The following is a 25,087-nucleotide window of genomic DNA, read 5'->3' as shown; positions in this document are numbered from 1 at the left end:
GGATTCGTTCCCCACCCACCCCTTATTTCCGTTCGTGCTGAGCCTGTCGAAGCACTGCTTTCTCCCGAGGTTGAGCAAGAGCAGCACTTCGACAGGCTCAGTGCGAACGGAAAAAGGGGCGTTCCGCCTCAATCCCCCCGCGCCATTGCCGCCTCGGCACGCGCGCGCAGCCGGTTGCGCGCCAGTTCGTGGATGGCGGGCGCCGTCGCGAGCACGCCGAACGCCTTTCCGGCAGGCGTGTTGAACGCCAGAGGCCGCCCTAACGCGTCGGTGACGGCTGCGCCCGCCTCGCACGCGATCAGCGTCGATGCCGCAATGTCCCATTCATGGCCCCAGCGCAGCGTCGCTAGCAGATCGGCCTCGCCCGCCGCCACCATCGCCATGCGCAGCGCGATCGAATTGGGCTTGGCCACCGTCGCGAAATCGCGATCGGCCTTGGCCAGCGCATCGGCGGGCACGCGCGCGCCGGCAAGCGTCGCATGATCGCTCGCGCGCAGCCGCACATCGCCGCGCCATGCGCCCTCGCCCGCCTCGGCGCGCCATCGCTCGCCGCGCGCGGGCGCATCGAGCACGCCCACTACCGGCTGCCCGTCCTCCACGAGCGCGATCGAAACCGCCCAGCCGGGCCGCCCGCGCAGATAGTCGCGCGTGCCGTCGATCGGATCGACCACCCAGATGCGCCGGCACGCGAGCCGCGCCGCATCGTCGACCGTCTCCTCCGAGAGCCAGCCGGCATCGGGCAGCAGCGCCGAAAGCCGCTCGCGCAACAGCGCGTCGACCGCCAGATCGACCTCGCACACCAGCTGCCCCGGCGCCTTTTCCCAGCGGTCGACCGGGCCGCCGAAGCGCGCCATCGCCAGCGCCCCCGCCTCGGCGGCGATCGCCGCGATCCGATCGGCCAGACGCTCAGGCGCCGGCAATGGTCATCCCGTCGATCCGCACCGTCGGCGCGTTGACGCCGTAGCGGAACTCGAGGTCGCTTGCCGGCGTCAGCGCGAGATACATGTCCTTGAGATTGCCCGCGATCGTGATCTCGGCGACGGGCCGCGTGATCTCGCCATGCTCGATCAGGAAGCCGGTGGCGCCGCGGCTGTAATCGCCCGTCAGGCCGTTGACGCCCTGGCCGAACAGGCTGGTCACGTACAGCCCACGCTCGATCTCGCCGATCAGCGTATCGCGCGGCACATGACCCGCAGCCATGTAGAGATTGCTCGTCGATACGCCGCCACCGCGGCTGGCATGGCCCGTCGGCTCGAGGCCGAGCTGGCGCGCCGATGCAGCGTCGAGCAGCCAGGTCTCGAGCATCCCGTCGTCCACCAGCGTCATCGGCGATACCGGCAGCCCCTCACCGTCGAACGGCCGCGAGCGCAGCCCGCGCGGGCGATGCGGATCGTCGACGATCTCGATGCCGGGGGCGAACACGCGCGCACCCATCGCATCCTTCAGGAAGCTCGTGCCGCGCGCGATCGCCGGCCCCGCGATCGCCGAGGCGAAATGGCCGAGCAGTCCCGATGCGATGCGGCGGTCGTACACGACGGGCATCGCGCCCGAACCGAGCTTGACCGGATCGAGCCGTGCCACCGCACGCTCGCCCGCCTTGCGGCCGATCGCCTCGGCGGCGTCGAGCGCTGCCTGATAGCGCGCGCTGTGGCTCGCCGAATCGCGCTGCATCGCGCTGCCCGTACCGGCGATGACGCTGGCGGCGAGGCTGTAGCTCGTCGCGCGATAGGCGGCGGCGAAGCCGTGGCTGGTCACCAGCGCGACGACGGCGGCATGCGCCGAGGCGCTGCCGCCCTCGCTGTTGGTGACGCCCGCCACCGCGCGCGCGGCGTCCTCCACCGCAAGTGCGCGTTGGCGCAACGCTTCGGGGTCGACGGCGCCGCCGTCCCAGATATCCAGATCGGGCGCGCTGCCCTTCATCAGCCGGTCCTCGGGCGCCAGCCCCGCCCAGCGATCCTCGGGTGCGGCGCGCGCCATCGCCACCACGCGCGCGGCCAGATCGGCAAGATCGGCGTCGCCCAGCCGCGTCGACGAGACGCTGGCGGTGCGCTGACCGCAGAACACGCGCAGACTCAGCTCCTCGCCTTCGGTCCGCTCGACATCCTCGACCGCGCCGAGCCGCACCGAAACGCCGGTGCCGGTATCGGCGGAGAGGACGGCGTCGGCGGCGTCGGCACCGGCGGCGCGCGCGCGGTCGATCGCCTGCATCGCGCGGTCGCGCGCCAGTTCGGGAGTAAGCATCGCTGCCAGTTAGGGTGCGAAGCTCGCGCCCGCAATCGCACCCGCACTGCCGACGACGAGGCAGGCGAGAAACATCAGCAGGCCCGCCACGCGGTTGGCACGGAAGCGCGCGAGCGCATTGGCGCCGTCGGCGGGGGCGAGCGTCGCCACCTGCCAGCCGAAATGCGCTGCCACGGGCAGCAGCGCAGCGGGTGCCAGCGCATCGGGAAAGACCTGCCAGATCGCCGTCGCCCACAGCAGCAGTGCCGCGGCATAGAAAAACGCCACGCCCCCGCGCACGCCGCGCCCCAGCGCGCGCGCCGACGATCGCACGCCCACCAGCGCGTCGTCCTCGATGTCCTGCAACGCATAGATGGTGTCGTAGCCGATCACCCAGGCGATGCTGCCGGCATAGAGAAAGGCGAGCGGCGCCAGCGTGCCCGGATCGGCCTCTACCCATGCAACCGGCGCTGCCCAGGTGAAGACGATGCCGAGCCATGCCTGCGGCCACCAGGTGATGCGCTTCATGAACGGGTACGCTGCCACCAGCGCGAGGCTCGCGAGCGCCACCAGCTGTGCCTGCCAGCGCAGTTGCAGCAGCACGACCAGTCCCACGAGGCACAGCAGCACCAGCCAGCCCCAAGCCGCCTTGAGCGACACCGCGCCGCTCGCCACCGGGCGGCTAGCGGTACGCGCGACGCGCGCGTCGAGATCGCGATCGACGATGTCATTATAGACGCAGCCGGCGCCGCGCATCGCGATGCTGCCGAGCAGGAACCAGGCGAGCATGTCCCAGCGCGCCGGCAACGTACCCGCAAGCGCGAGCGCCCAGGCGCCCGGCCAGAACAGCAGCCACCAGCCGATCGGCCGGTCGAAGCGCGCGAGCAGTGCATAGGCACGCAGCCGGGGCGGCAGGCGGCCTACCATTCCGCGATGCTGGCTGTCGGGTACGATGTCGGGCGCAGCGGTCATGCGCGGGGTCTACCCGCTCGACCGCGCCGGGCAAGGGGGGCGGACTCGCAGCAGCGCATCGCCACCCCTATATTCCTCAGCGATACCAGAAGGATGAGGTCGTTTCGATGCGGAATATCCTGTTCGGCGCGCTGGCGCTCGGCATGGCGGCAGCGCCCGCAGCGGCACAGCAGCGCGCGCCCGACTGGTCGGGCACCTGGGCCAATGGCAGCAATTCGGTGCATATCCGCGCCGAGCGTTGCGGCCGCGCGATGTGCGGCACCGTCGTCTGGGCGAACGCCAAGGCGCAGGCCGATGCCGCGCGCGGCGGCACGCCCAAGCTGGTGGGCACGCGCATCTTCGAAGGCTTCGAGCCCGAGGATGGCGTCTGGTACGGCGAGGTCTATGTGCCCGATCTGGCGCGCAGCTTCGAAGGTACGATCGAGCTCGCCGATCGCGACACGCTGATCGGCACCGGCTGCCTGTTCGGCAGCTTCGGCTGCCGCGAGCAGGTGTGGAAGCGCGTGCGCGGCTGAGCGCGCTCGACGGCGCGGTGCTACTCGGATAGGCGCAGCCGATGCCCGCCACGCCTGCCTGGCCCCCCGCATCGACGCCGCGCGTCTTCGTCGAGCAGCCGCTCGCGATGGGCGCCGCGATCCGGCTCGATGGCGGCGCTGCGCATTATCTCGTCTCGGTGATGCGGCTGAAGGCGGGCGATCCGGTGCTGCTGTTCGACGATGCGAGCGGCGAATGGCTGGCGCTGGCACGCGAGGTGCGCAAGCGCGACTGCACGCTCGAGATCACCGAGCATCGTCGCGTCCGCGAAACGGTGCCCGACCTGTGGCTGTGCGTCGCGCCGATCCGCAAGGGACGTATCGACTGGGTGGCCGAAAAGGCGTGCGAACTGGGCGTCGCGCGGCTGGTGCCGGTGCTGACGCAGCGCACGATCGTCGACCGGCTCAACACCGACCGGCTGCGCGCGCATATGATCGAGGCGGCCGAGCAATGCGGCCGCACCGCGTTGCCCGAGCTCGCCGAACCCGTGAAGCTCGCGGCGCTGCTGCGCCACTGGCCCGCCGAGCGCGCGCTGTTCTTCGCCGACGAGACGGGCGGCGCCCCCGCCGCGCAGGCGATGCGCGCGCATGCCGGCCCGGCGGCGATCCTGATCGGCCCCGAAGGCGGCTTCACGCCCGACGAGCGCGAAGCGATCCGCAACGTCGCGGCGGCCCGCGGCATCACGCTCGGCCCGCGCATCCTGCGCGCCGAGACGGCAGCGGCAGCGGCGAGCGCGCTGTGGATGGCGGCGGCCGGCGACTGGTAAGGCGGCAGATCTCTCACCCCATTGTGCCGCCCGTTCGCCGGGCGTAAGGCGCGGCGATGAGCACCAAGACGGTTTCGGTCAGCAACTCGCCGGTGATCGAGCACCGCTCGCAGCTTATCGACTATTTCGCGCAGGGCGAGAAGACGCCCGACCGCTGGCGCATCGGCACCGAGCACGAGAAGTTCGTCTATCGCACCGCCGATTGCCGCGCGCCTTCCTATGACGAGCCCGGCGGCATCCGCGACCTCCTGATGGCGCTCGTGCCCTATGGCTGGACGCCGGTCGAGGAAGGCGGAAAGGTCATCGCGCTTGCCGGCCCCGACGGCACCGTCAGCCTCGAACCCGCCGGCCAACTCGAACTGTCGGGCGCGCCGCTCGAAAATCTGCACCAGACCTGCGCCGAGACGGGCCGCCATCTCGAGCAGGTGAAGGCGGTCGGCGAGAAGCTCGGCCTTGGCTTTCTCGGCCTCGGCATGTGGCCCGACAAGGCGCGCAGCGATCTGCCGGTGATGCCCAAGGGCCGTTATGCGATCATGCTCGCGCACATGCCGCGCGTCGGCAATCTCGGGCTCGACATGATGCTGCGCACCTGCACCATCCAGGTGAACCTCGATTATGCGAGCGAAGCCGACATGGTGCAGAAGTTCCGCGTCGGGCTGGCGCTGCAACCGCTGGCGACCGCATTGTTCGCCAATTCACCGCTGACCGAGAAGCAGCCCAACGGCATGCTTTCCTATCGCAGCCATATCTGGTCGGACACCGATCCGCACCGCACCGGCATGCTCCCCTTCGTGTTCGAGGACGGCTTCGGCTATGAGCGCTATGCCGAATATGCGCTCGATGTGCCGATGTACTTCGTCTATCGCGAAGGGCGCTATATCGATGCCGCGGGCCTGAGCTTCCGCGATTTCCTGCGCGGCGAACTCGCAGTGCTGCCCGGCGAGAAGCCGACGATCGACGACTGGGCCGATCACCTCTCGACCGCCTTTCCCGAAGTGCGGCTCAAAACCTTCCTCGAGATGCGCGGCGCCGATGGCGGGCCATGGGGCCGCATCTGCGCGCTGCCGGCGTTCTGGGTAGGGCTGCTGTACGATCAGGGCGCGCTCGATGCCGCGTGGGATCTGGTCCAGGGCTGGTCGATGGCCGATCGCGAGGCGCTGCGCAACGACGTGCCCCGGCTCGCGCTCGACGCCCCGCTGCCCGGCGGCGGGCGGCTGCGCGACATCGCCGGCGAGGTACTCGACATCGCGCATCGCGGGCTGGCGGCGCGCGCACGGCGCAACGGCGCGGGCGAGGACGAGACGGGATTCCTCGATCCGCTGCGCGAGATCGTGCGCAGCGGCAAGGTGCCCGCGCAGCACCTGCTCGATCGCTATCACCGCCAATGGGATGGCGACGCCTGCGCGATCTACAGCGAGAACCGGTTCTAGATCGCGCCCAGCGCCTCGGGCAGCCGCGCGGGCCTGCCGCGGAGGCGTGCGAACAGGCGCGGGATGGGGGCGTTGCGTTCCATCCACTGCCAATAGGCGACGTAATCGGGATCGGCCGAGAGGTGCCGCTCCTCGGTCTTGGCGCGCCAGTAGTAAATGGCGCTCACCACTGCCATCAGCACGGTGTTGCGCGCGGCATCGGTCAGGCTGTTGGTGGTGGTCAGGAACGGAATGGTCGAAAGCCACCAGAAGATGTTCTTGCTCAGATAGGCCGGGTGGCGCGACCAGGCGAACGGCCCGTTGGTCAGGATGCCGCGATGCGTGAGGTTCGAGAAGCGCAGCCCGAACGCGACCGTCGCCCAGGCATAGATGGCGGTCAGCGCCACCAGCACCGCGCCGAGCACCGCGGCGATCGAAGGATAGCCAGCCAGCCAGAAGGTCCATTCGGCGGTGCCCGGATGATAGTCGAGCGGGCCGCCCGAGCGCATCAGCGCGAACGGCGGATAACAGATCAGCGCCGCGACCCAGCCCGCCACCGTCGGCTCGGCCGAGCGGATATGCGCATCGAGCGGCTTCAGCGTCAGCAGATAGCCGACGCAGGCGAACGCGATGTCGATCACGAACATCAAGGTGATGAGCGTCAGCGCCAGTCGCACCGGATCGGCGAGCGTGGCGGAGAGGTCGGTACGGATGAAGTCGCCGAACGCGCCGGGCACGATGCCGATCATGAACGGGAGGAAGAACGCCTTCACTGCCCAGGCGCGGGCATGCCGCGCCACCGCGGCGCGGTCGACCGGCTCGTCGAGCCCCATCGCCCAGGCGCCCAGATGCCAGGTGCCGTCGCGCGGATCGGTGGTGAAGCGGTCGATCAGCAGCACATAGGGGATCGAGGCGAGGAACAGCCACGGCGCCGCACGCTCGAAGCACCACATCGCGAAGCTGAACACGCCTTCGTGGAAGAACCGGCCGATGAAATAGGTCGCGGCGATCGCGCCGAAGGTGATCCACAGCCCCGCCAGCCGCGCGAGGCTGGTGTCGAGCGTATCGCGCCACGGGCGCGAGTTCGACCAGTCGATGCCGGTCGAGGCGTTGCGATGCACCTTGTCGACCGCGATCGCCCAGACGAGCATCGGCAGGCCGCAGGCGACGATGTTCATCAGCGCCGCATAGGGCCCGTCCATGCCCATCGACTTGGCGAAAACGATCCAGGCGCCGAGCCCGGCAAGGCCGACAAGTCCGGTGGCGCCCGACACCGCCGAGCGGGGCCGCGGATCGGCGACGGCGGGCGTCGCGAGGCTTCGATCGTGATAGGTCACGCCGCCCGTCTAGCGCGCCAATGGTAAGCATCGCGTGAAGCCTCGCGGCGCGCGGCTATCCGTCGATCAGCGCGGCCATGCGTTGCGACAGATATTCGGCGCCGTCGGCGGTGACGATGCGCGCGGCCAAGCGCTCGGAATCGGCCAGCGCGATGCCGCGCACCGGCCCCAGCACGCCGAGCGTCGTCGCCCAGCCATCGGCCGCCATGCACGTATCGGCGAGCACGCTGGTCGACACGACGCCGTTTTCGATGGGGCGCGCCGTTCGCGGATCGAGCGTGTGGCCCAGCCGGCGTCCGTCCGTGCCGGACACGAACCGGCGATAATCGCCCGAAGTTGCGAGCGCCTGCCCGTGCAGCGCGACCATCAGCGGTTCGAGAACGAGGCCCGGTGGCGTCTCCAGCGCCACCCACCAGGGCTGGCCGTCGGGCTTGATGCCGCGCCCCACATATTCGCCGCCGATCTCGACGAGGAAGTCCCGCGCGCCCGCTGCCGCGATCGCATCGGCCAGCAGGTCCACCGCATAGCCCTTCGCAATGCCCGAGAGGTCGAGCGCGACATCGGCAGTGCGGCGTGCGGAATCGCCGTCGCGCTCGATGGCGCCGGCTCCCGATCGTGCCAGCGCAGCGGCGATGGCCGCATCGGCGGGCGGGGTCGATACGCGCCCGGCGGCGCCGAACCCCCACAGATCGGCCGCCACGCCTGCCGCCGGGTCGAACGCCCCGCCGCTTCGCCGCCACAGCGCGAGCGCCGCATCGAGCACGCTAAGCAGCGGCGCGGGAAGCACCTGCCACGCACCGGCCGGCGCCCGGTTGAAGCGCGATAGCGCCGATTCGGGCTCCCACTGGCTCATCGCCGCGATGACCGAAGCCAGCGCCGCCTCGATGACGGGGGCGATCCCGGCCGGAGCGTCGACGATCCGCGCAGACCAACTCGTGCCCATCGTCTCGCCGCCAAACTGTGCCACCGCTGCGTCGGGACGTCGGCGGTGAAAGGCAGCCGATTCGATCCGCTCGGGCAGCGCGGCGCGCATCGCCTCAGCCCGGCAGCACTTCGATTGTCGCGGTGTAGCCCATGCGCCGGGCGGCATCGGGGATCGCGGTGGAGCGGCCCTCGCTGCTGACGTTCAGCCAGTACATGCCGGGGCCCGGCCATTCGATGCGCACCTGCCCCTGCGCGTCGGTCTTGAGCGCGATCGTGCCTTCGTCGTCGCGGTAGCGTTTGCCGCCGGGGATGACCTGCACGTCAAGCCCGGCCGGCGCCGGCTTGCCGTCGACCAGGAAACCGAATGTCGCCGCTTCGCTCGCCACGAGATCGTTGGGGTGCGAGGCGGCGACCAGTTCCAGCCCCTTGCCGGTAGGCGTCAGCACCGTCTGCGTCGGCGCGCCCGATGTGACGAACACCTCGTTGCGGCTGTCGACCTCAGTGAGCTTCACCTCGGTCGCGCCGGCGGGCACTGCCCCGGCGAGCTCGGCGAGCGCAGTGCCGCGCGGCAGGCGCTTCTGCTCGCCGTTCAGCGTGTAGCTGCCCATCACGCCCTGATTGACCATCGCCACCTTCCAGGTGCCCGGCTGCGTCAGATGGAGGTCGAAGGTGCTGCGATAGCGCCCCGTCGCCCAATTCTCGATCTTCGCGGCCGATCCGTCGGGCGCGAAGGCGGCGGGGGGCGCGCGCAGCGGCTGGTGATCGGGGTGGAACAGGTCGTTCGATGCCGCGGCGTCGAACGTCACCCACGCATCGTCGCTCGATACCACGGTGATCGACGGCAGCATCCACAGCCGGTGTGCCGAGAGCGTGGCGGGCAGCGTGGCGATGGCGGCGGCGGCGGCAATCAGGCCCAGCCGGAACTGCTTGTGCATGTGAGTATCCCCTGTCAGCGCTTGAAGGTGAGCGTGGCGGCGCCGAGCTCGCTCTGACCGCGCGCGGTGGCGGCGACGCCGGGCTTGGGCGGCCATGCGAAGGGCAGCCGCAGCAATTCGCGCCCGCCCACTTCGCGCGCGGCCTCGACGACGAGCACATATTGCCCCGGCGCCAGCCGTCCGAGCGGCCCGCGTCCATTGACGAACGATACCGAATGGCGCCCCGGCGCACGCGTCGCGCCGCTCACGCCGTCGGCCGGCAACTTGAGTGCGCGCCCGCTGGCGCGCCACCACTGGCGCACGTCGCGCAGCCATTTGGTGCCCTCGTTCTTGGGCATGTCGTGATCGTACCAGATCTGCAGCGTGCGCGCCGGGCCGCCCTGCTGTTCGAGCCAGATCGCCACATAGGGCCGATGATATTCGGCGACGGTGAGGCGCGGGATCGCGACGTCGAGCTGCATCGTCTGCGCGGCGGCAGGGCCGGCAGAGGATGCAGCGGCAATGCCGGTCATCAGGATACGGTACGAAAGCGGCATGGCGGCCCTCAATGGATGAAGAAGATGGCGAGGATGGCGGGCAGGATCAGGCCGGCGGCAACCAGCGGCCAAGTGCTCGGCCGGCGCTTCGAGTGGAGCCACAGCAGCGCAAGGCCCGTCAGCGCGAACACGAAGCATGCGACCGAGAAGATATCGATGAACCAGCTCCACACCACTCCACTGTTCCGCCCCTTGTGCAGATCATTGAGCCAGGCGATCCAGCCGCGATCGGTACGCTCGCTGGTGACGGCGCCAGTGGCGCGGTCGATCGCCACCCAGCCGTCCCCGCCCGGCCGGGGTGCGGCCAGATATACCTCGTCGGCCGACCATTCGGCCGGTGCGCGCGTGGCGATGTCGAACTCGCGGGCGACCCACTGCGCGACCTCGGGCGGCAGCGGGCGGTTGCCGTTGGCTGCGGCATCGGGCGCAATCGCCGGAAGCAGTGCGGGCGGCAACGTCGCCGATTTCTCGACCACCACCGGCGATGCTTCGATATCGGCGGCGTGATTGAGCGTGATGCCCGTCGCCGCGAACAGCAGGAGCCCGATCAGCGACGCGGCCGAGCTGATCCAGTGCCACAGGTGTAACTGGCGCCACCAGAATGCGCGCGCCGGACGCGGCGCACGCGCGCGGCGCGTCGCCGGCTGCGGATGGGCGATCTCGTTCATCGTCCGCGCAACCATAGCTCGCGGGACATATTCTGCAAATGCGAAACATTATCCATCAGAAGTCGACATTCACTGACAGATAGAGCCGGCGCGGCTCCTGATTGTTGGCATATTGCTGGGCGTAGAGCAGCCGCGCGCCGTCGCGGTACGGCAGATATTCGACGAAGTTGGTGTCGAACACATTATAGACCACGGCGTTCAGCGTCACACGGTCGGTGAGCGCATAATTGCCGCCGATATGCAGCAGCTCGAACCCGCCGAAATCGCCGAGCTCGCGCTGTGCCGCACCCGTTCCGCGAAACCGCCCCGACTGGATCTGGCCGCGCGCGAACAGCGAGAGATCATCGGTAGCGCGCCAGCGCAATTGCGTATTGAACAGGTGGCGCGGCGTGCCGATGAGCGGCAGGCCCTGTTCGGCACCCGATTGCTGGATGCTGTCGGTAAGCGTGTGGTTCGCGGTCAGCGTCAGGCTGGGCGAGAATATGAAGCGCACCGCCGTCTCGATGCCGCGTGTGCGCGCCCGGTCGATGTTTACCGTCTGGCCGAACAGATCGACATTGGGGAAATTGCCCACGTCGATGCAGCCGGCGCGATCGGGCGCCAGCGCGAAGCGGCAGTTGGGCACGCCCGGCCCGGCGGCGATCTTGTTGTCGAAATCATTGTTGAACAGCGTGACGTTGCCCGAGAAGCCCGTCAGGCTGTCGAAGTACACGCCCAGTTCGGCCGATGTGGTGGTCTCGGGCTGAAGTCCGGGCGTGCCGAGCAGCGGGATCGTGCCCTGGCCGCCGAACCCGGTGATGCCCGCGGTGATCTGGTCGAGCCGCGGCGTCTTGAAGCCGCGCGACACGCCGCCCTTGATCGTCAGGCCCGGCAGCGCGTTCCACACCGCATAGCCGCGCGGCGAGAACTTGCCGCCAAAGGTTGTGTGCTCGTCATATCGCCCGCCCGCGGTCAGCGTGAATTCGGGCGTGATCGCCCAGCTCGCCTCGAGGAAACCGGCCCATTGATCGAAGGCATATTGGCCGGGCGCCACGCCATCGTTCATTCGCGCCCACCAATATTGGCCGCCGGCAGTGAACACCACGCTGCCCACTTCGGCAATCAGCCGCGAATCGAGAATGGTGTTGCTGGCCCGCAGCTCGCGCGGGTCGCCGGGGGTGGTGTTGGGAGTGCCGGGCGGGATCGTGCGGCCGATGGTCTCGGTGGTGTTGCGCGTGAGCGTGGTCTCGAGCGTGCCGAAGCCGGCGCGCCAGTTGTGCGCGGCGGTGATCTGGTCGCGGATGAAGCGCTGCTCGTCGGCATAGCCGCCCTGCACGGTGCCGGTGCCGAGCTGCGATTCCGAATTGTCGTAGCGCTGGTGCGAATAATCATATTCGACCCACAGATCGTGGTTCGATGCCGGCGTCATCGAAACACGGCCGCCCAGCGTGTAGATGTCGCCCTCGACCGGGCTGGGTCCGCGCGTGCTGACCTCGATCGGGTCGCCGTTCGCGTCGAGATAGGCCAGCGCCGAGGCATCGCGCCGCAAATAGCTGCCGCGTACCGAAACGCCGATCAGGTCGCGCACCACCGGCCCCTGCGCGAAGGCGTTGGCCGAATAGGTGTTGCCGAAATCGCCATCGCCTTGGAGCGTAGTGTCGGCGGTAAGCGTGCCCACCCAGCGATCACCCACCTTGCGCGTGATGATGTTGATGACGCCGCCCATCGCATCCGATCCGTAGAGCGTCGACATCGGCCCGCGCACGACCTCGATCCGCTCGATCGCCGACAAGGGCGGCAGGAAGCTGGTCGAGGTTTCGCCGAAGCCGTTGGGCGTGACGTTGCCCGGCGCGTTCTGGCGCCGGCCGTCGAGCAGCACCAGCGTATAGTCACTGGGCATTCCGCGGATCGACACGTTGAGACCGCCGGTCTTGCCCGCGGTGCCGCCGACATCGACGCCCTCGACGTCGGCGAGCGCGTCGGCAAGGTTGTTGAAGCGTTCGGTTTCCAGCTCGGCGCGGCCGACGACGCTGACGCTCGCGGGCGCGTTCTCGATCTTCTGCTCATAGCCGCTGGCGGTGACGACGATCTCGTCGCGGCTGGTGGCGCCGGTGCGTTCGATATCGCGCTGGGCGGCGCTGGCGGGGGGTGCATCGTCCTCGCCCGATTGCTGCGCCGTGACGGGCTCGGTCTGCGCCCATGCCGCCGGCGCCGTCGTCAGCAGCAGCATCGCTACCGTTCCCCATCTCCACCCTATTATCACGCGACCACCCCCTATTGCGAATTAGTTGCATCGCTCTTGAGAATTATTCGCATGTTGTCAAGCTAGGAGAGTATGGCCAGAAAGCGCACAGACGCGCGGGGTTGCCGCGCACACCCCCTGCTTTGAAAGGTGGCGGTCGCGAGTCGGAAGTGCGATTGGGCTGCCCGGCAGAAGCTATGACGCCCGCATCTAAGGCCGGCCGCTAATCATGAACAGGCTGCGCTATACCGTTAGCGCTAATCGAGCGCGCACCGGGAAATAGCGTTGCGTCGCCTCAAGGCAGTTATGCGGGCCGGACGCGCGCGTAAGGTCGGCGGTGCGGCGTAAGGCCGCAGGCTTACACCGCGGTGCCGCCCACCGTCAGCCCGCCCACCAGCAGCGTCGGCTGGCCGACACCGGCGGGAACGCTCTGCCCGCCCTTGCCGCACATGCCGACACCCTCATCGAGCGCGAAATCGTTGCCGATGCCTTCCACCTTGGTCAGCACGCCCGGCCCGTCGCCGATCAGCGTCACGCCCTTGATAGGCGCGCCGATGCAACCGTTCTCGATCATGTACGCCTCGGTACAGCCGAACACGAACTTGCCCGACACGATGTCCACCTGCCCGCCGCCGAAGCTCTTGGCATAGATGCCGCGCTTCACGCGCGTCATCAGCTCGGCAGGGTCGTCCCTGCCACCGGCCATGAAGGTGTTGGTCATGCGCGGCATCGGCGCATGGGCATAGCTTTCGCGCCGGCCATTGCCGGTGGGGGCCACGCCCGTCAGCCGCGCATTCAGCCGATCGTGGATATAGCCCTTGAGCACGCCATCCTCGATCAGGATATTCTCCTGCGTCGGCGTGCCCTCGTCGTCGATCGAGAGCGACCCCCGCCGGCCGCCGAGCGTGCCGTCATCGATCACCGTCACGCCGGGCGCGGCCACGCGCTCGCCAATTCTGCCCGAATAGGCCGACGATCCCTTGCGGTTGAAATCGCCTTCCAGCCCATGGCCCACCGCTTCGTGCAGCAGCACGCCGCACCAGCCCGGCCCCAGCAGCACGGGCATTTCGCCAGCAGGGGCGGCCACCGATTCGAGATTGACCAGCGCCTGCGCCAGCGCGGCATCGATGCCGCGGTTCCACGTCTCGGGCTGCATCACGCGATCATACAGCTCGCGCCCGCCGATGCCGAAGGTCCCCGTCTCGCGCCGGCCATTTGCCTCGACCACGATCGAGATGTTGAGCCGCACCAGTGGCCGCACGTCAGTGGCGACGAAACCATCGGGGCGCACGATCTCGACGACGCTCCACTGGCCGGTGAGCGATACCGACACCTGCACCACGCGGCGGTCGCGCGCGCGCGCGGCGGCGTCGATCGTCTGGCACAGCGCCACCTTGTCGGCGAAGGGCACGAGGTCGATCGGGTCGGCGGCGGTATAGAGATGGCGGTTGTTGCCGCGCGGCGGCGGCGCCTTGGCGGTGCCTGCGGGATCGATCAGCGCCATCGTCGCGGCGGCGCGGCGGATGGCGTCGGCCGACAGGTCGTTGCCCATCGCGAACGCCGTCTGCTCGCCCGACACCGCGCGCAGGCCGAAGCCCGAATCGGTGTTGTACGACGCGGTCTTCAATCGCCCGTCATCGAAGCCGAACGCCTCGGTCTTGCGATATTGCAGATACAGCTCGCCATCTTCGGCGGCCGACAGCGCATCGGCGGTCAGGCGGGCGGCGATGTCGGGGTCGAGCGCATCGCCATAGAGGAAACCGCGCGGATCGATAGGCTGTGTCATGCCACCGATATAGGCGTGCTACTTGCCGGCGCCATCCCCGTGATCGGGCAGCGCAGCATGATCGGCGCCGTCGGCGGGCCCGCCGATCAGCACGAAGCGCCGGTCGCAATAACCGCAATCGACATAGCCGCTCTCGTCGATCTGGAGCCACACGCGCGGATGGCCGAGCGCCGGTTCGATCTCGCCCGCGCCGTCACAGGCGACGCGGGGGCTGGCGGTGCGGATCAGTTCGGGCGGCGGGATCATGCGCCGGGCGTTAGCAGCGGCATCGCGGGCGATCAACGGGCCGCTACAGCTGGTGGCCGGTGCGGTCGCGCTTGGTCGCGAGATAGCGTTCGTTGTGCCGATTGGGCGGCAGCGCATGGGGCACGCGCTCGATCACTGCGATGCCGGCGGCGGCAAGCTGCGCGACCTTTTCGGGATTGTTGGTGAGCAGCCGGATGCGCCGCTGGCCGAGCAGGTCGAGCATCCGCGCAGCGACGCGGAAATCGCGGGCGTCGATCGCGAAGCCCAGCCGGGTGTTGGCGTCCACCGTATCGAAGCCCTGGTCCTGCAAGGCATAAGCACGCAGCTTGTTTACCAGCCCGATGCCGCGCCCTTCCTGTCGTAGATACAGAAGGATGCCCCAGCCATCGGCCTGCATCGCGGCGATCGCGGCATCGAGCTGCGGCCCGCAATCGCATTTCAGGCTGCCGAGCGCGTCGCCCGTCAGGCACTCGCTGTGCAGCCGCACCAGCGGCGCGCGGCCGTCGGGCTGGCCGATCAGCAGCGCGACATGCTCGTCCGCCGCCTCGGGCGTGCGGAAGGCGACGATCTCGGCATCCTCGGCATGCGCGACGGGCAGGCGCGCGCGCGCGGCGATGCGCAGCCGCCCGGCATCCTCGTGCGCATCGATCGCGGCGACCGGCAGCGCGTCGCTCGCATCGCCGGCGCGCACAAAAAATGCCGGCAATATGCCCGCGATGCGCGCCAGCCGCAGCGCCGCCGCGGCGGCATCGGGCGCCGGCACCGTCACCGCGCGATACGGCCCCTTGAGCGGCACCGCCAGATCGAAGGCGGGATCGGCCAGCGCCGTCGCCGCGTCAAAATCGAGCCACGACGCGCGCTCGACCAGCACCGGCGCGTCGGGCGTCGCCGCCTCGCGCTGATTGTCGAGCCGGAGCGTCGCGGCGCGACCCGACGACAGCAGCACACCCGCGACGCCTGCAGGATCGAACTCGGCCAGCCGCAGCGCATCGGCGGTTTCGATCGCCAGCAGCGCGAGCATGCCGTCGCTGCCCGCGATCGTCACCGGCCAGCCGCGGCGCAGCGCGTCGATCGCGCGGGCGGCGGCACGCGCGTCGCTCAAAAGGCGAACTCAGTGAGGATGGGGATGTGATCCGACGGCTTGAGCCAGCTGCGGCAGCCTTCAAACACGCGATGCGCCGTCGCCTGCGCCGCCACGTCGCGGCTCGCCCACATATGATCGAGCCGGCGGCCGCGATCGGACGCCGCCCAGTCCTTCGCGCGATAGCTCCACCACGTATAGAGCCGCTCGGGCGGCGGCACGAACTGGCGGCCCAGATCGACCCAGTCGTTCGCCGCCTGCAACCGCGCCAGCGCCGCGACCTCTATGGGCGTATGGCTCACCACGTCGAGCAGCTGCTTGTGACTCCACACGTCGCATTCGAGCGGGGCGATGTTGAAGTCCCCCGTCAGCAGCGTCGGCACGCCGCCCAGCCCCTCGGACCAGCGCGTCATCCGCTCGACGAAATCGAGCTTCTGGCCGAACTTGGGATTGATGTCGCGATCGGGCACGTCGCCGCCTGCGGGCACATAGACATTCTCGATGCGCAGGCCATTCGCCAGTCGCACGCCCACATGCCGCGCCTCGCCATTGGCCTGCCAGTCGAGCCGGTCGTCCTCGGCCATCGGCAGTTTGGAAAGGATGGCGACGCCGTGGTGCATCCGCTGGCCGTGGATGACGATATGGTCGTAGCCGAGCGCACGAAACGCCTCATGTGGGAAGTCGTCGTCGACCACCTTGGTTTCCTGCAGGCACAGGACGTCCGGCGCGGCCTCGCGCAGGAACTGCTCGACGATGCCGATGCGGAAGCGCACCGAATTGATGTTCCACGAAGCGATCTTGAGGCTGTCGGTCATGCTGCCGCGCGATGTAGCGGCGCCATGCGCCATGCGCCAGACACCGAAAGGTCCCCGCTCCGGGGGCATGGAACGGGGACCGACCGGCGTTCGTCACGCAGGCGGGAGATTGAAGGCCGAACACCGGGCAACAGGGGGAAAATCCCGGCAAAGCGCCCCAACTCCGCGCTGGCCGTTCTAGGGCCGCCAGCCTTGCGCGCAGATGAACGGAAGCGTCAGCTTCGCCGCGCGCCCCTCCGCGGATCGTTGAAACGGAACGTACTGTCGCTGACGGGCGCGTTGAAGCGCTGGTCGGCGAGGCGGATCGTCGTGCGGTTGCCCTGCGAATCGAGCGCCACCCAGCCCTGGAGCATCAGGCCGGCGGGCGCCGAGGGCTGGCGCTCGAAGATCATCGTGATGCGGCCATATTCGGGGCGCTTGGGATCATAGGCCTCGACGCTCAACACGCGCGGGTCGCTGCCCGGCACCACCTTGGCGTAGCGCGTGATGTCGCGATTGGGGTCGATCAGCACGCCCAGCGGCGAATCGCCGATCGGCCAGCGCGAACGCTGTCCCACCGAATAGTCGAGGAACCAGATCGCCTTGCCGTCGCCGACGATCAGGATCGGCACGCCCTTTTCATACTGGAAGCGAATCTTGCCCGGCTTCTTGAGCGTCAGCGTGCCAGTCAGCGTCTTGCCCGCGCGATCGGTCTGGGTGAACGCGGCGGTCATGCTCTCGACGGCGCGCAGATGCGTCTGCACCGCGGCAAGATCGCCCTGCTGCGCGACAGCGGCAGGCGCGAGCGCCACGGGGGCCGCGAGGGTGCCGGCCAGCGCCAGCGCGAGTGCGAAACGGTTCATGGCAGTGCTAGACATGCGAACGCCCTAGAGGTTCCGCGATGAAGGCGGGGTGAACCCGTGGTTCAGGCCGCCGCGTCCTCGGGGGCGTCAAGGCCATAGGCGGTGTGGAGGACGCGGACCGCGAGTTCGGTATAATCCTCCTCGATCAGCACGCTCACCTTGATCTCGCTGGTGGTGATGGCGAGGATATTGATGCCGCGGCTGCCCAGCGTCTCGAACATCGTCGCCGCCACGCCGGCATGGCTGCGCATGCCGACGCCCACGACCGAGATCTTGGCGACGCGCACGTCGTGGACGATCTTGGCGAAGCCGATCGTCGCGCGTTCCTTGTCGAGCGTGTCGAGCGCGCGTGGCAGGTCGGCGCGCGGCACGGTGAACGTCACGTCGGTCGATCCCGTGGTGTGCGCCACGTTCTGCACGATCATGTCGACATTGATGCCGGCATTGGCGAGCGGACCGAAGATCGCCGCCACCGCGCCGGGGCGGTCGGGCACTTCGACCAGCGTGACCTTGGCCTCGTTCTTGTCGTGCGCGATGCCGGTGATGAGCTGGCGTTCCATGTCGTCGATCTCCTCTTCGCCCACGATCAGCGTGCCGGGGCGCACCGCGCCGTCCTCGCCCACGAAGGACGACAGCACCTGCACGCGCACGCCTTCCTTCATCGCCAGTCCCACCGAGCGCGTCTGGAGCACCTTGGCCCCCACGCTCGCCAGTTCGAGCATTTCCTCGTAGGTCACCTTGGTGAGCTTGCGCGCACGCGGCACGATGCGCGGATCGGTGGTGTAGACGCCGTCGACATCAGTGTAGATGTCGCAGCGATCGGCCTTCATCGCCGCCGCCATCGCCACCGCCGAGGTGTCCGATCCGCCGCGCCCCAGCGTCGTCACCCGCTCGCCCGTCGCCACGCCCTGAAAGCCGGGGATCACCGCCACTACGCGCTCGGCAAGACTCTCGTTGAGCGCGCGCGTGTCGATATCGCCGATCCGCGCCGAGGCGTGCCCGTCCGAGGTACGGATCGGCAGCTGCCAGCCGAGCCAGCTGCGCGCAGGCACTCCCACCGCCTGCAACGCGATGGCGAGCAACCCCGACGTCACCTGCTCGCCGCTCGACACCACCACGTCATATTCGCGCGGATCGTAGAGCGACGATGCCTCGCGGCAGAAATTGACCAGCCGGTCGGTTTCGCCCGCCATCGCCGAGACGACGACGGCGATCTCGTTTCCGGCTTCCCATTCGCGCTTGACGAGATTGGCGACGGTGCGGATGCGCTCGATACCGGCCATCGAGGTGCCACCGAACTTCATCACGATGCGCGCCATGGTCGAAAAGGCCCCCTTGGGTGCGGTGCGGGCGCCTGATAGGAGGACGGTATGACAAAGGCAACGATCGACCCCGCCGAAGCCACGCATTTCGGCGCGCTGGCGGCCGACTGGTGGAACCCCAAGGGGTCGTCGGCGATGCTTCACCGCCTCAATCCGGTGCGGCTGCGCTATGTGCGCGACAGCATCGATACGCATTGGGGCAGTGCGCGCACCGAGCTTCGGCCGCTTGCCGGCAGGCGTGCGCTCGACGTCGGCTGCGGCGCGGGGCTGCTTGCCGAGCCGCTGGCGCGGTTGGGCGCCGAGGTGACGGGAATCGACGCCGCGCCCGAGAACATCGGCGCGGCCGAGGCGCATGCCGCGAAGGCCGGGCTGGCCGTGCGCTATCTGGCCGGCGAGGTCGAGCAGCTTTCGGGCGAAACCTTCGATCTTATCACCGCGATGGAAGTGATCGAGCATGTCACCGATCCCGCCGCGTTCGTCGGCGCGCTGGCGCGGCTGCTGGCACCCGGCGGCCTGCTGATCGTATCGACGCCCAACCGCACGCCGGTGTCGCAGCTGGCGATGATCTCGCTCGGCGAGGGCCTCGGCATGATCCCGCGCGGCACACACGACTGGAACAAGTTTGTGACACCCGACGAGGTCACTGCGCATCTGGCCGCTGCCGGACTGGCGGTCGAGGATGTGACCGGCCTTTCTCTCGATCCCGCACGCGGTTTCGTGCTGGGGCGCGACGTGCGGCTCAACTATCTGCTGCGCGCGGTGCGGAACTGAGGCAAGCCCGCCATTGCGCGCAGCCGCACGGCCAACGCCATTCCCGGCTGTTTGCAACCACCTCTCACCGTTCGTGCTGAGCTTGTCGAAGCACCATTCTCACTCTGGAGTCGGAGAAGAACGGCACTTCGACAGGCTCAGTGCGAACGGCAGTTGAGTTCATATACTGGTACGAAACCAATCTACCGCCCCACCCAGGCCGCGACCTCGCCCGCCACACGATTGGCGGCAGCGTTCAGCGCGACGCCGGCATTCGCCGCGTCGATCGCGCTCACAGGCACGCGCGCCTCGAAGCGACGCTTCTCGAAGCTCGACGCGCCCTGGCGCAGCAGCGCGGCGTCATAGGTGACGATCGCCTCGTTCGTTGCCGCGTCGAGGCCGAAGCTGCGCAATTCGCCCGTCAGCAGCGCGCCGGGATCGACATTCGACTGCCGGCCCGAGAGCACGACGCGCCCCGTCTGCGCCGTCACCGTATCCGACAGCAGCCGCGCGAACAGCCGTGCGGGCGGCTCGACCCATTGTGCGTCCTTCACATAGGCGATCGCCGTATCGGCCGATCGCACCGGCACGCGCTGCACCGACAATTCCTGCGGTGCCGAGGGCACGCGGATGGTGATCGTCGAGGCGGCGCTCGAGTTCAGCGTCTGGCCGACGGGGACCTGCGCCTGCGCGTTCAGCGTCAGCAGCGAGGGCGGCGGCTCGGCGCCGAAGCGGATGCAGGCGGCCAGTGGCAGCGCGGCGAGCAGAATGACGAGCTTTCTCATGATGCCGGGCCTCATTCGGGTTCGTAATCGGGCAGCTTGGGCGAGCCGACGAGCGAGCCGGCGCCGCCGCGATTGACGCGCTCGGCCACGTCGGCGAGCGACTCGGTCAATACGCGCAGGTCGGAGACCAGCTGGCCCACTTCGGGGACGGTCTGCTTCGAGAAGGCCTGCAATCCGGGTCGCGCATCGCCGATCGCGGCGTTGAGCGTGTTGGCGCTCTTCTCGGCCGCGGCGATCGCCTGGTTGAGATTGCGCATCGCCGGCTGCACGTCGTTCGCGAGCACCGAATTGGTCGTGCCGGCGAGCTGACCGATCTGCTCGGCGGCGACGCCCGCCTTCTGGATCGCGATGCGCGTCTCGGCCATCGTCGCGGCGATTTCGGGGCCGCGATCGGCCAGCGCATCGGCCAGCCGGTTGGTGCTTTCGAGGATGCCCGCGATCGAGTTCTGGTTGCGGTCGGACAGCAGTTCGGTCAGCCGCTCGGTCAGCGTGGTGATACGCTCGAGCAGCTGCGGCGCCGAATTGAGGATCGCGCCCAGCCCGCCCTGACGCGGCGGGATCACCGGCACGCCGAAGGGGCAGTCGTTCGAGGTATCGCCATCGGGGCAGCGGATGGGCGGCGCGCCGCGCACCGCGCCGTCGAGCGCGATCTGGCTGACGCCGGTGAAGCCGATGCCCTGGATCGTCGCGGTGGTGCCCTGAAGGATCGGCACATCGTCCTTCACGCGGATGCGCACGCGCACGAACTGCGGATCGGGCTTGAACAGCGCGATCTCGCTCACCTGCCCCGAGGGCACGCCCGAGAAAGCGACGGGCGAACCGACATTGATGCCGTCGATCGCCTGCTTGAAGAAGATGTCATACTGCTTCTCGCCACCGCCGCTCAGCCGCGCGAGCCAGACGGTGAACAAGGCCAGCATCGCCAGCAGGATCAGGACGACGGCGCCGACCAGCACGTGATTCGAACGGGTTTCCATCGCAGCCTACCTCATGCCTCTTCGCGCGCCGCGTGGCGATCGGCGCTGTCGACCGCGGCGCGGCCGCGCGGTCCGTTGAAATATTCCTGGATCCACGGGTGATCGAGCGCGAGCAGCTCGTCGATGGTGCCCACGGCGATCACCTTCTTGTCGGCGAGCACCGCCACCCGGTCGCAGATGGCGTGCAGCGTGTCGAGATCGTGCGTGATGAGGAACACGGTGAGCCCCAGGCTGCGCTGGAGCGACTTGGTGAGCTCGTCGAACGCCGCCGCGCCGATGGGGTCGAGCCCCGCGGTCGGCTCGTCGAGGAACAGCAGTTCGGGATCGAGCGCCAGCGCGCGCGCAAGGCCTGCGCGCTTCTTCATGCCACCCGACAGTTCGGACGGATATTTGGGCCCGGCCTCGGCGGGCAGCCCCGTCATCACCACCTTGTAGTTGGCGATCTGGTCGAGCAGCGCGGGCGCGAGCTTGGGGTAGAACTCCTTGAGCGGCACCTGCACATTCTCGGCGACCGTCAGCGTCGAGAACAGGGCGCCGCCCTGGAACAGCACGCCCCAGCGCTTGCGGATGGCGATCGTGTCTTCCTCGTCGCGATCGGCGGTGGGCTCGCCGAACACGCGGACATCGCCCGCGACCGGCGGCTGGAGCCCGATGATCGAGCGCATCAGCACCGACTTGCCCGTGCCCGATCCGCCGACGACACCCAGAATCTCGCCGCGACGCACATCGAGATCGAGATCGTCGTGCACCACCTGCTCGCCGAACGCGTTCTTGAGGCCGCGTACGCAGATGATCGTCTCGCCGTCGGGTTCGGGGGCGCCCGTCTGCGTCATATCCAGCCGATCCATGTGAAGAAGACGGCGAAGAACGCATCGAGCACGATGACAAGGAAGATCGCCTGCACCACCGCAGCGGTGGTGCGCAGACCCACCTGCTCGGCATCCGATTCAACGAGCATTCCCTGGAAGCAGCCCGAAATCGCGATGATCGCGCCGAATACCGGCGCCTTGACCAGTCCGACATACAGGTCGGTGATCGGCACCACCTCGCGCAGCCGCTGGATGAAGGTGACGGGCGGAATGTCGAGGCTGACCCAGCTCAGCAGCCCGCCGCCGATGATCGCCACCAGCGAGGCGTAGAAGCCGAGCAGCGGCATCAGCAACACCGCCGCGATGACGCGCGGTAGCACCAGCGCCTCCATCGGATTGACGCCGATGGTGCGCATCGCGTCGATTTCCTCGGTCAGCTTCATCGTGCCGAGCTGCGCGGCGAACGCCGAGCCCGAACGGCCCGCCACCATGATCGCGGTCATCAGCACGCCGAGCTCGCGTAGCGTGATGCGGCCGATCAGGTTGATCGTGAACACCTCGGCGCCGAACTGGCGGAGCTGCACCGCGCCCTGCTGCGCGATGACGATGCCGATGAGGAAGCTCATCAGCCCGACGATGCCGAGCGCCGAGACGCCGACCACCTCGAAACGGTGCACCACGGCATTGAAGCGGAAGCGGCGCGGGTGGCGGATGACGTTGCCCGCCGCGATCACCGTGGCGCCCATGAAGGCGAGCAGGCCCAGCAGCGTGCGCCCCGCCTGCGATATCGCCTCGCCAATCTCGTCGAGCACGCGCAGGAACGCCGGCATCGGCCGTGCGGGCTTGGCAACGGGCCGGTCGGCGTCCTGCACCTGCTGCATCAGCCGGGCGCCGTCATCGCTCAGCCCGTCGATTGTCGCCTCGCGTTCGTGCGCGAAGCGGTGCACGATCCAAGCGCCCACGGTGTCGATGCGATCGATGCCCGACAGGTCGACGCGATCGACGCTGCCGTCCACGGCATCGAGCCGGTCGGCAAGATCGCCGATATGTGCGAGCGAGAGGTTGCCGGAGAACCGGACCGTCCCGTTATCGCGGGCGAAATCGGCCATGCGCGTCATTGCCCGCTTCCATGTGCGATTTGGCTTGGCACCGCAAGGACGTAGGCGGCATGGCGATGTCCATGGTCCGGATTGCGATCTACGACATGGATAAGACGATCACGCGCGGACCTACCTGGACGCGCTTCCTGATCGCGGCGGCGCGCGCACATGCGCCGTGGCGTCTCGCGCTGCTGCCATTGGCCGGGGCCGCCGCGCTCGGCCATCCGCTGCGCCTCGTCGACCGCGCAAAGCTCAAAGGGATGACGCAGCGGCTGATGATCGGCCGCCACGTTTCCGATGCGACGATGCGCGATCTCGCCGTACGCTTCGCCGAGGCGACCGACGCCGATCATGTGCTCGAAGCGGCACGCGCGCGGATCGCCGCCGACCGCGCCGAGGGCTATCGGCTCGTGCTCGCCACCGCGTCCTATCGTTATTATGCCGAGACGATCGGTGCGCGGCTGGGCTTTGCCGACGTCATCGCCACCGAGGTGCGGCGCGATGCCGCGGGCGACGTGCTGTCGGGCGTCGCGGGCGACAATTGCTACGGGCCCGCCAAACAGGCGATGATCGAAGCGTGGTTCGCACGCGAGGGGATAGCGCGCGAAGCCGCGCATGTGCGCTTCTACAGCGATCATGTGAGCGACGCGCCCGCGCTGGAAGCCGCCGACGAGGCATTTGCGGTCAACGCCCACGCCCCCCTGCGCCGGCTCGCCGCCGCGCGCGGATGGACGGTGCTCGACTGGCGATAGACGGCGCAGCGTCAAAGCCAGCCCTCGACCGCGTGGATCACCAGCCCCACCGATCCGCCCACCAGCGTGCCGTTGATGCGGATATATTGCAGGTCGCGGCCTACCGCGTTCTCAAGCCGTAGCGTGATGGTGGCCGCATCCCATCCGCGTACCGTGTCGCTCACCAGCCGGACGATCGCATCGCCGTAATCGGCCGCCGCGCCCACCGCCGCGCGGCGCGCGAAGCGGTTGATCGTACGCGCTAGTCGGGGATCGGATTGCAGCGTTTCGCCCAGCGCGCGCGACATCTCGCCCAGCCGACCCGCCATCATCGCGTCGGGATCGCGCGCCATGCCGAGCAGTGCGGCGCGAATGCGTTCCCACACGCCCTGCCACCAGTCGCCGAGCGCCGGATTGTCGAGCATGTCGTTCTTGAACCGCTCGACCTTGGCCTGCGTCTCTGCATCGTGCTGAAGGTCGTGGGCGAGCTTTTCGAGCCCCTCCTCGGCCTTGGTTCGCAGCGGATGGTCGGGATCGGCGGCCATGTCGGCGAGAAGCTTGGCCAGTCCGTCGATGATCTTGTTGGCGAGCGTTTCGTCCAAGCCGGTCCAGCGCATCACCGCGCCGGCGCGCTCGTGCACCATCGCACGCACCAGATGCTCGTTGGCCTCGAGCACGCGCCCCGCCCACAGCACGATGCCGTCGATCAGCGGCATGTGCCGCCGCTCGGTCATCGCGGCATCAAGCGCCTGTCCGAGCAGCGGCGCGACGTGCAGGCCGCGCAACTGGTTCGAAAGCGCGCCGCGCACCATGCCGCCCAGCCGCTCGGGATCGAGCGATTCGAGCATGTTCGCGGCCAGCCGCGCGGCACCGTAGCGCATCCGCCCGCCCGCCTGCGCGCCCGATACGGGGTCGGTCAGCCAGCGTCCCACCGCCTCGGCGACGTCGATCCGCTGCATCCGCCGCGCGACGACGTGCGGGATCAGGAAATTGTCCTTGAGAAACAGCGCCAGCGTGTCGCCGATGCGATCCTTGTTCCTCGGCACGATCGCGGTGTGCGGGATCGGCAGCCCCAGCGGATGGCGGAACAGCGCGGTCACGGCAAACCAGTCGGCAAGGCCTCCCACCATCGCCGCCTCGGCGAAGCCCTGCACATAGCCCCAGGCGGGATGCAGGCCGGCATTCAGGCGCGCTACGACGAACAGCGCCGCCATCGCCACCAGCAGGCCGGTGGCGATGCGGCGCATGCGCACCAGTTGCGGGGGCGGCGCGCTCCAGCCGGGCGAAGCGCGAAGCGGCAGGCTCATGCTCGAGACAATCC

Annotated in this window: 25 protein-coding genes; 5 read left to right on the top strand and 20 right to left on the bottom strand. The window is 68.9% G+C overall.

Translation table 11 applies throughout. The features are described 5' to 3' along the window. Positions 1-128: 128 nt before the first annotated feature. From FBR43_RS15535 to ubiA, 3 genes are read right to left on the bottom strand one after another with little or no spacing between them, the layout of a single operon-like run. On the bottom strand, positions 129-920 hold the full coding sequence (locus FBR43_RS15535) for a 3'(2'),5'-bisphosphate nucleotidase CysQ (protein ID WP_136943926.1): 792 nt from the start codon (positions 918-920) through the stop codon (positions 129-131). Next, positions 907-2,241, bottom strand: coding sequence for a TldD/PmbA family protein (locus FBR43_RS15530; protein ID WP_136943925.1), 1,335 nt, complete (start codon positions 2,239-2,241; stop codon positions 907-909). Before FBR43_RS15530 ends, FBR43_RS15535 begins: the two co-directional genes overlap by 14 nt. Positions 2,242-2,250: 9 nt before the next feature. Beyond that, entirely contained in the window at positions 2,251-3,192 is a 942-nt protein-coding gene (gene ubiA / locus FBR43_RS15525) for a 4-hydroxybenzoate octaprenyltransferase (protein ID WP_136943924.1), read from the bottom strand. A gap of 107 nt (positions 3,193-3,299) precedes the next feature. Here ubiA and FBR43_RS15520 point away from each other — a divergent pair, with 107 nt between their 5' ends. From FBR43_RS15520 to FBR43_RS15510, 3 genes are read left to right on the top strand one after another with little or no spacing between them, the layout of a single operon-like run. Then, on the top strand, positions 3,300-3,707 hold the full coding sequence (locus tag FBR43_RS15520) for a DUF2147 domain-containing protein (protein WP_136943923.1): 408 nt from the start codon (positions 3,300-3,302) through the stop codon (positions 3,705-3,707). A 41-nt stretch (positions 3,708-3,748) separates the two neighbouring features. Then, positions 3,749-4,492, top strand: a complete 744-nt coding sequence (locus FBR43_RS15515; RefSeq protein ID WP_136943922.1) for a 16S rRNA (uracil(1498)-N(3))-methyltransferase — start codon at positions 3,749-3,751, stop codon at positions 4,490-4,492. Between the two features lie 56 nt (positions 4,493-4,548). Then, complete coding sequence (locus FBR43_RS15510; protein ID WP_136943921.1) at positions 4,549-5,922, top strand: glutamate--cysteine ligase; 1,374 nt, start codon at positions 4,549-4,551, stop codon at positions 5,920-5,922. On the opposite strand, the gene FBR43_RS15505 is transcribed toward FBR43_RS15510, so the two are convergent. The 12 genes from FBR43_RS15505 to FBR43_RS15450 form a co-directional block, all read right to left on the bottom strand. After that, complete coding sequence (locus FBR43_RS15505; RefSeq protein ID WP_249276635.1) at positions 5,919-7,238, bottom strand: methyltransferase family protein; 1,320 nt, start codon at positions 7,236-7,238, stop codon at positions 5,919-5,921. The genes FBR43_RS15510 and FBR43_RS15505 overlap by 4 nt on opposite strands. 55 nt (positions 7,239-7,293) lie before the next feature. Continuing rightward, positions 7,294-8,271 carry an FAD:protein FMN transferase gene (locus tag FBR43_RS15500; RefSeq protein WP_249276634.1) on the bottom strand — a complete coding sequence of 326 codons (978 nt, stop codon included), beginning with the start codon at positions 8,269-8,271 and terminating at the stop codon, positions 7,294-7,296. 4 nt (positions 8,272-8,275) lie between these two features. Then, the gene (locus tag FBR43_RS15495; protein WP_136943920.1) at positions 8,276-9,097 is read right to left on the bottom strand and encodes a DUF4198 domain-containing protein; all 822 of its coding nucleotides are present in this window, start codon (positions 9,095-9,097) and stop codon (positions 8,276-8,278) included. 14 nt (positions 9,098-9,111) lie between these two features. Continuing rightward, positions 9,112-9,633, bottom strand: a complete 522-nt coding sequence (locus tag FBR43_RS15490) for a DUF2271 domain-containing protein (RefSeq protein ID WP_136943919.1) — start codon at positions 9,631-9,633, stop codon at positions 9,112-9,114. 8 nt (positions 9,634-9,641) lie between these two features. After that, complete coding sequence (locus tag FBR43_RS15485; protein ID WP_136943918.1) at positions 9,642-10,301, bottom strand: PepSY-associated TM helix domain-containing protein; 660 nt, start codon at positions 10,299-10,301, stop codon at positions 9,642-9,644. Between the two features lie 55 nt (positions 10,302-10,356). Next, on the bottom strand, positions 10,357-12,510 hold the full coding sequence (locus FBR43_RS15480) for a TonB-dependent receptor domain-containing protein (RefSeq protein ID WP_136943917.1): 2,154 nt from the start codon (positions 12,508-12,510) through the stop codon (positions 10,357-10,359). A 370-nt stretch (positions 12,511-12,880) separates the two neighbouring features. Continuing rightward, positions 12,881-14,308: a metalloprotease TldD gene (gene tldD, locus FBR43_RS15475; protein WP_136943916.1), complete on the bottom strand. Its 1,428-nt coding sequence runs from the start codon at positions 14,306-14,308 to the stop codon at positions 12,881-12,883. Positions 14,309-14,326: 18 nt separating this feature from the next. Then, positions 14,327-14,554 carry a zinc-finger domain-containing protein gene (locus FBR43_RS15470; protein WP_136943915.1) on the bottom strand — a complete coding sequence of 76 codons (228 nt, stop codon included), beginning with the start codon at positions 14,552-14,554 and terminating at the stop codon, positions 14,327-14,329. A 43-nt stretch (positions 14,555-14,597) separates the two neighbouring features. Further along, positions 14,598-15,656, bottom strand: coding sequence for a GTP cyclohydrolase II (gene ribA, locus FBR43_RS15465; RefSeq protein ID WP_249276633.1), 1,059 nt, complete (start codon positions 15,654-15,656; stop codon positions 14,598-14,600). Continuing rightward, entirely contained in the window at positions 15,653-16,450 is a 798-nt protein-coding gene (locus FBR43_RS15460; RefSeq protein WP_136943914.1) for an exodeoxyribonuclease III, read from the bottom strand. Before FBR43_RS15460 ends, ribA begins: the two co-directional genes overlap by 4 nt. Positions 16,451-16,665: 215 nt before the next feature. Further along, positions 16,666-17,292 carry a LolA family protein gene (locus tag FBR43_RS15455; protein ID WP_136943913.1) on the bottom strand — a complete coding sequence of 209 codons (627 nt, stop codon included), beginning with the start codon at positions 17,290-17,292 and terminating at the stop codon, positions 16,666-16,668. A gap of 62 nt (positions 17,293-17,354) precedes the next feature. Beyond that, positions 17,355-18,611, bottom strand: a complete 1,257-nt coding sequence (locus tag FBR43_RS15450) for an aspartate kinase (RefSeq protein WP_136943912.1) — start codon at positions 18,609-18,611, stop codon at positions 17,355-17,357. Between the two features lie 51 nt (positions 18,612-18,662). On the opposite strand from FBR43_RS15450, the gene ubiG reads away from it, so the two are divergent. After that, on the top strand, positions 18,663-19,385 hold the full coding sequence (gene ubiG / locus FBR43_RS15445) for a bifunctional 2-polyprenyl-6-hydroxyphenol methylase/3-demethylubiquinol 3-O-methyltransferase UbiG (RefSeq protein WP_136943911.1): 723 nt from the start codon (positions 18,663-18,665) through the stop codon (positions 19,383-19,385). Between the two features lie 182 nt (positions 19,386-19,567). Here ubiG and FBR43_RS15440 read toward each other — a convergent pair whose 3' ends face one another. From FBR43_RS15440 to FBR43_RS15425, 4 genes are read right to left on the bottom strand one after another with little or no spacing between them, the layout of a single operon-like run. Continuing rightward, positions 19,568-20,149: an ABC-type transport auxiliary lipoprotein family protein gene (locus FBR43_RS15440; RefSeq protein ID WP_136943910.1), complete on the bottom strand. Its 582-nt coding sequence runs from the start codon at positions 20,147-20,149 to the stop codon at positions 19,568-19,570. An 11-nt stretch (positions 20,150-20,160) separates the two neighbouring features. Continuing rightward, positions 20,161-21,126: an MlaD family protein gene (locus FBR43_RS15435; RefSeq protein ID WP_136943909.1), complete on the bottom strand. Its 966-nt coding sequence runs from the start codon at positions 21,124-21,126 to the stop codon at positions 20,161-20,163. A gap of 11 nt (positions 21,127-21,137) precedes the next feature. Beyond that, positions 21,138-21,974 carry an ABC transporter ATP-binding protein gene (locus tag FBR43_RS15430; RefSeq protein WP_249276632.1) on the bottom strand — a complete coding sequence of 279 codons (837 nt, stop codon included), beginning with the start codon at positions 21,972-21,974 and terminating at the stop codon, positions 21,138-21,140. Continuing rightward, on the bottom strand, positions 21,956-23,053 hold the full coding sequence (locus FBR43_RS15425) for an ABC transporter permease (protein ID WP_136943908.1): 1,098 nt from the start codon (positions 23,051-23,053) through the stop codon (positions 21,956-21,958). Before FBR43_RS15425 ends, FBR43_RS15430 begins: the two co-directional genes overlap by 19 nt. A gap of 86 nt (positions 23,054-23,139) precedes the next feature. On the opposite strand from FBR43_RS15425, the gene FBR43_RS15420 reads away from it, so the two are divergent. Next, positions 23,140-23,787 carry an HAD family hydrolase gene (locus FBR43_RS15420; protein WP_249276631.1) on the top strand — a complete coding sequence of 216 codons (648 nt, stop codon included), beginning with the start codon at positions 23,140-23,142 and terminating at the stop codon, positions 23,785-23,787. Between the two features lie 11 nt (positions 23,788-23,798). On the opposite strand, the gene FBR43_RS15415 is transcribed toward FBR43_RS15420, so the two are convergent. Continuing rightward, positions 23,799-25,073, bottom strand: a complete 1,275-nt coding sequence (locus FBR43_RS15415; RefSeq protein WP_249276630.1) for a DUF445 domain-containing protein — start codon at positions 25,071-25,073, stop codon at positions 23,799-23,801. Positions 25,074-25,087 lie beyond the last annotated feature (14 nt).

Source organism: Sphingomonas baiyangensis (assembly GCF_005144715.1).
GTDB classification, from domain to species: domain Bacteria; phylum Pseudomonadota; class Alphaproteobacteria; order Sphingomonadales; family Sphingomonadaceae; genus Sphingomonas; species Sphingomonas baiyangensis.
Note: the sequence above shows the minus strand (reverse complement) of the source record. Positions and strands in the feature narration are given on the sequence as shown.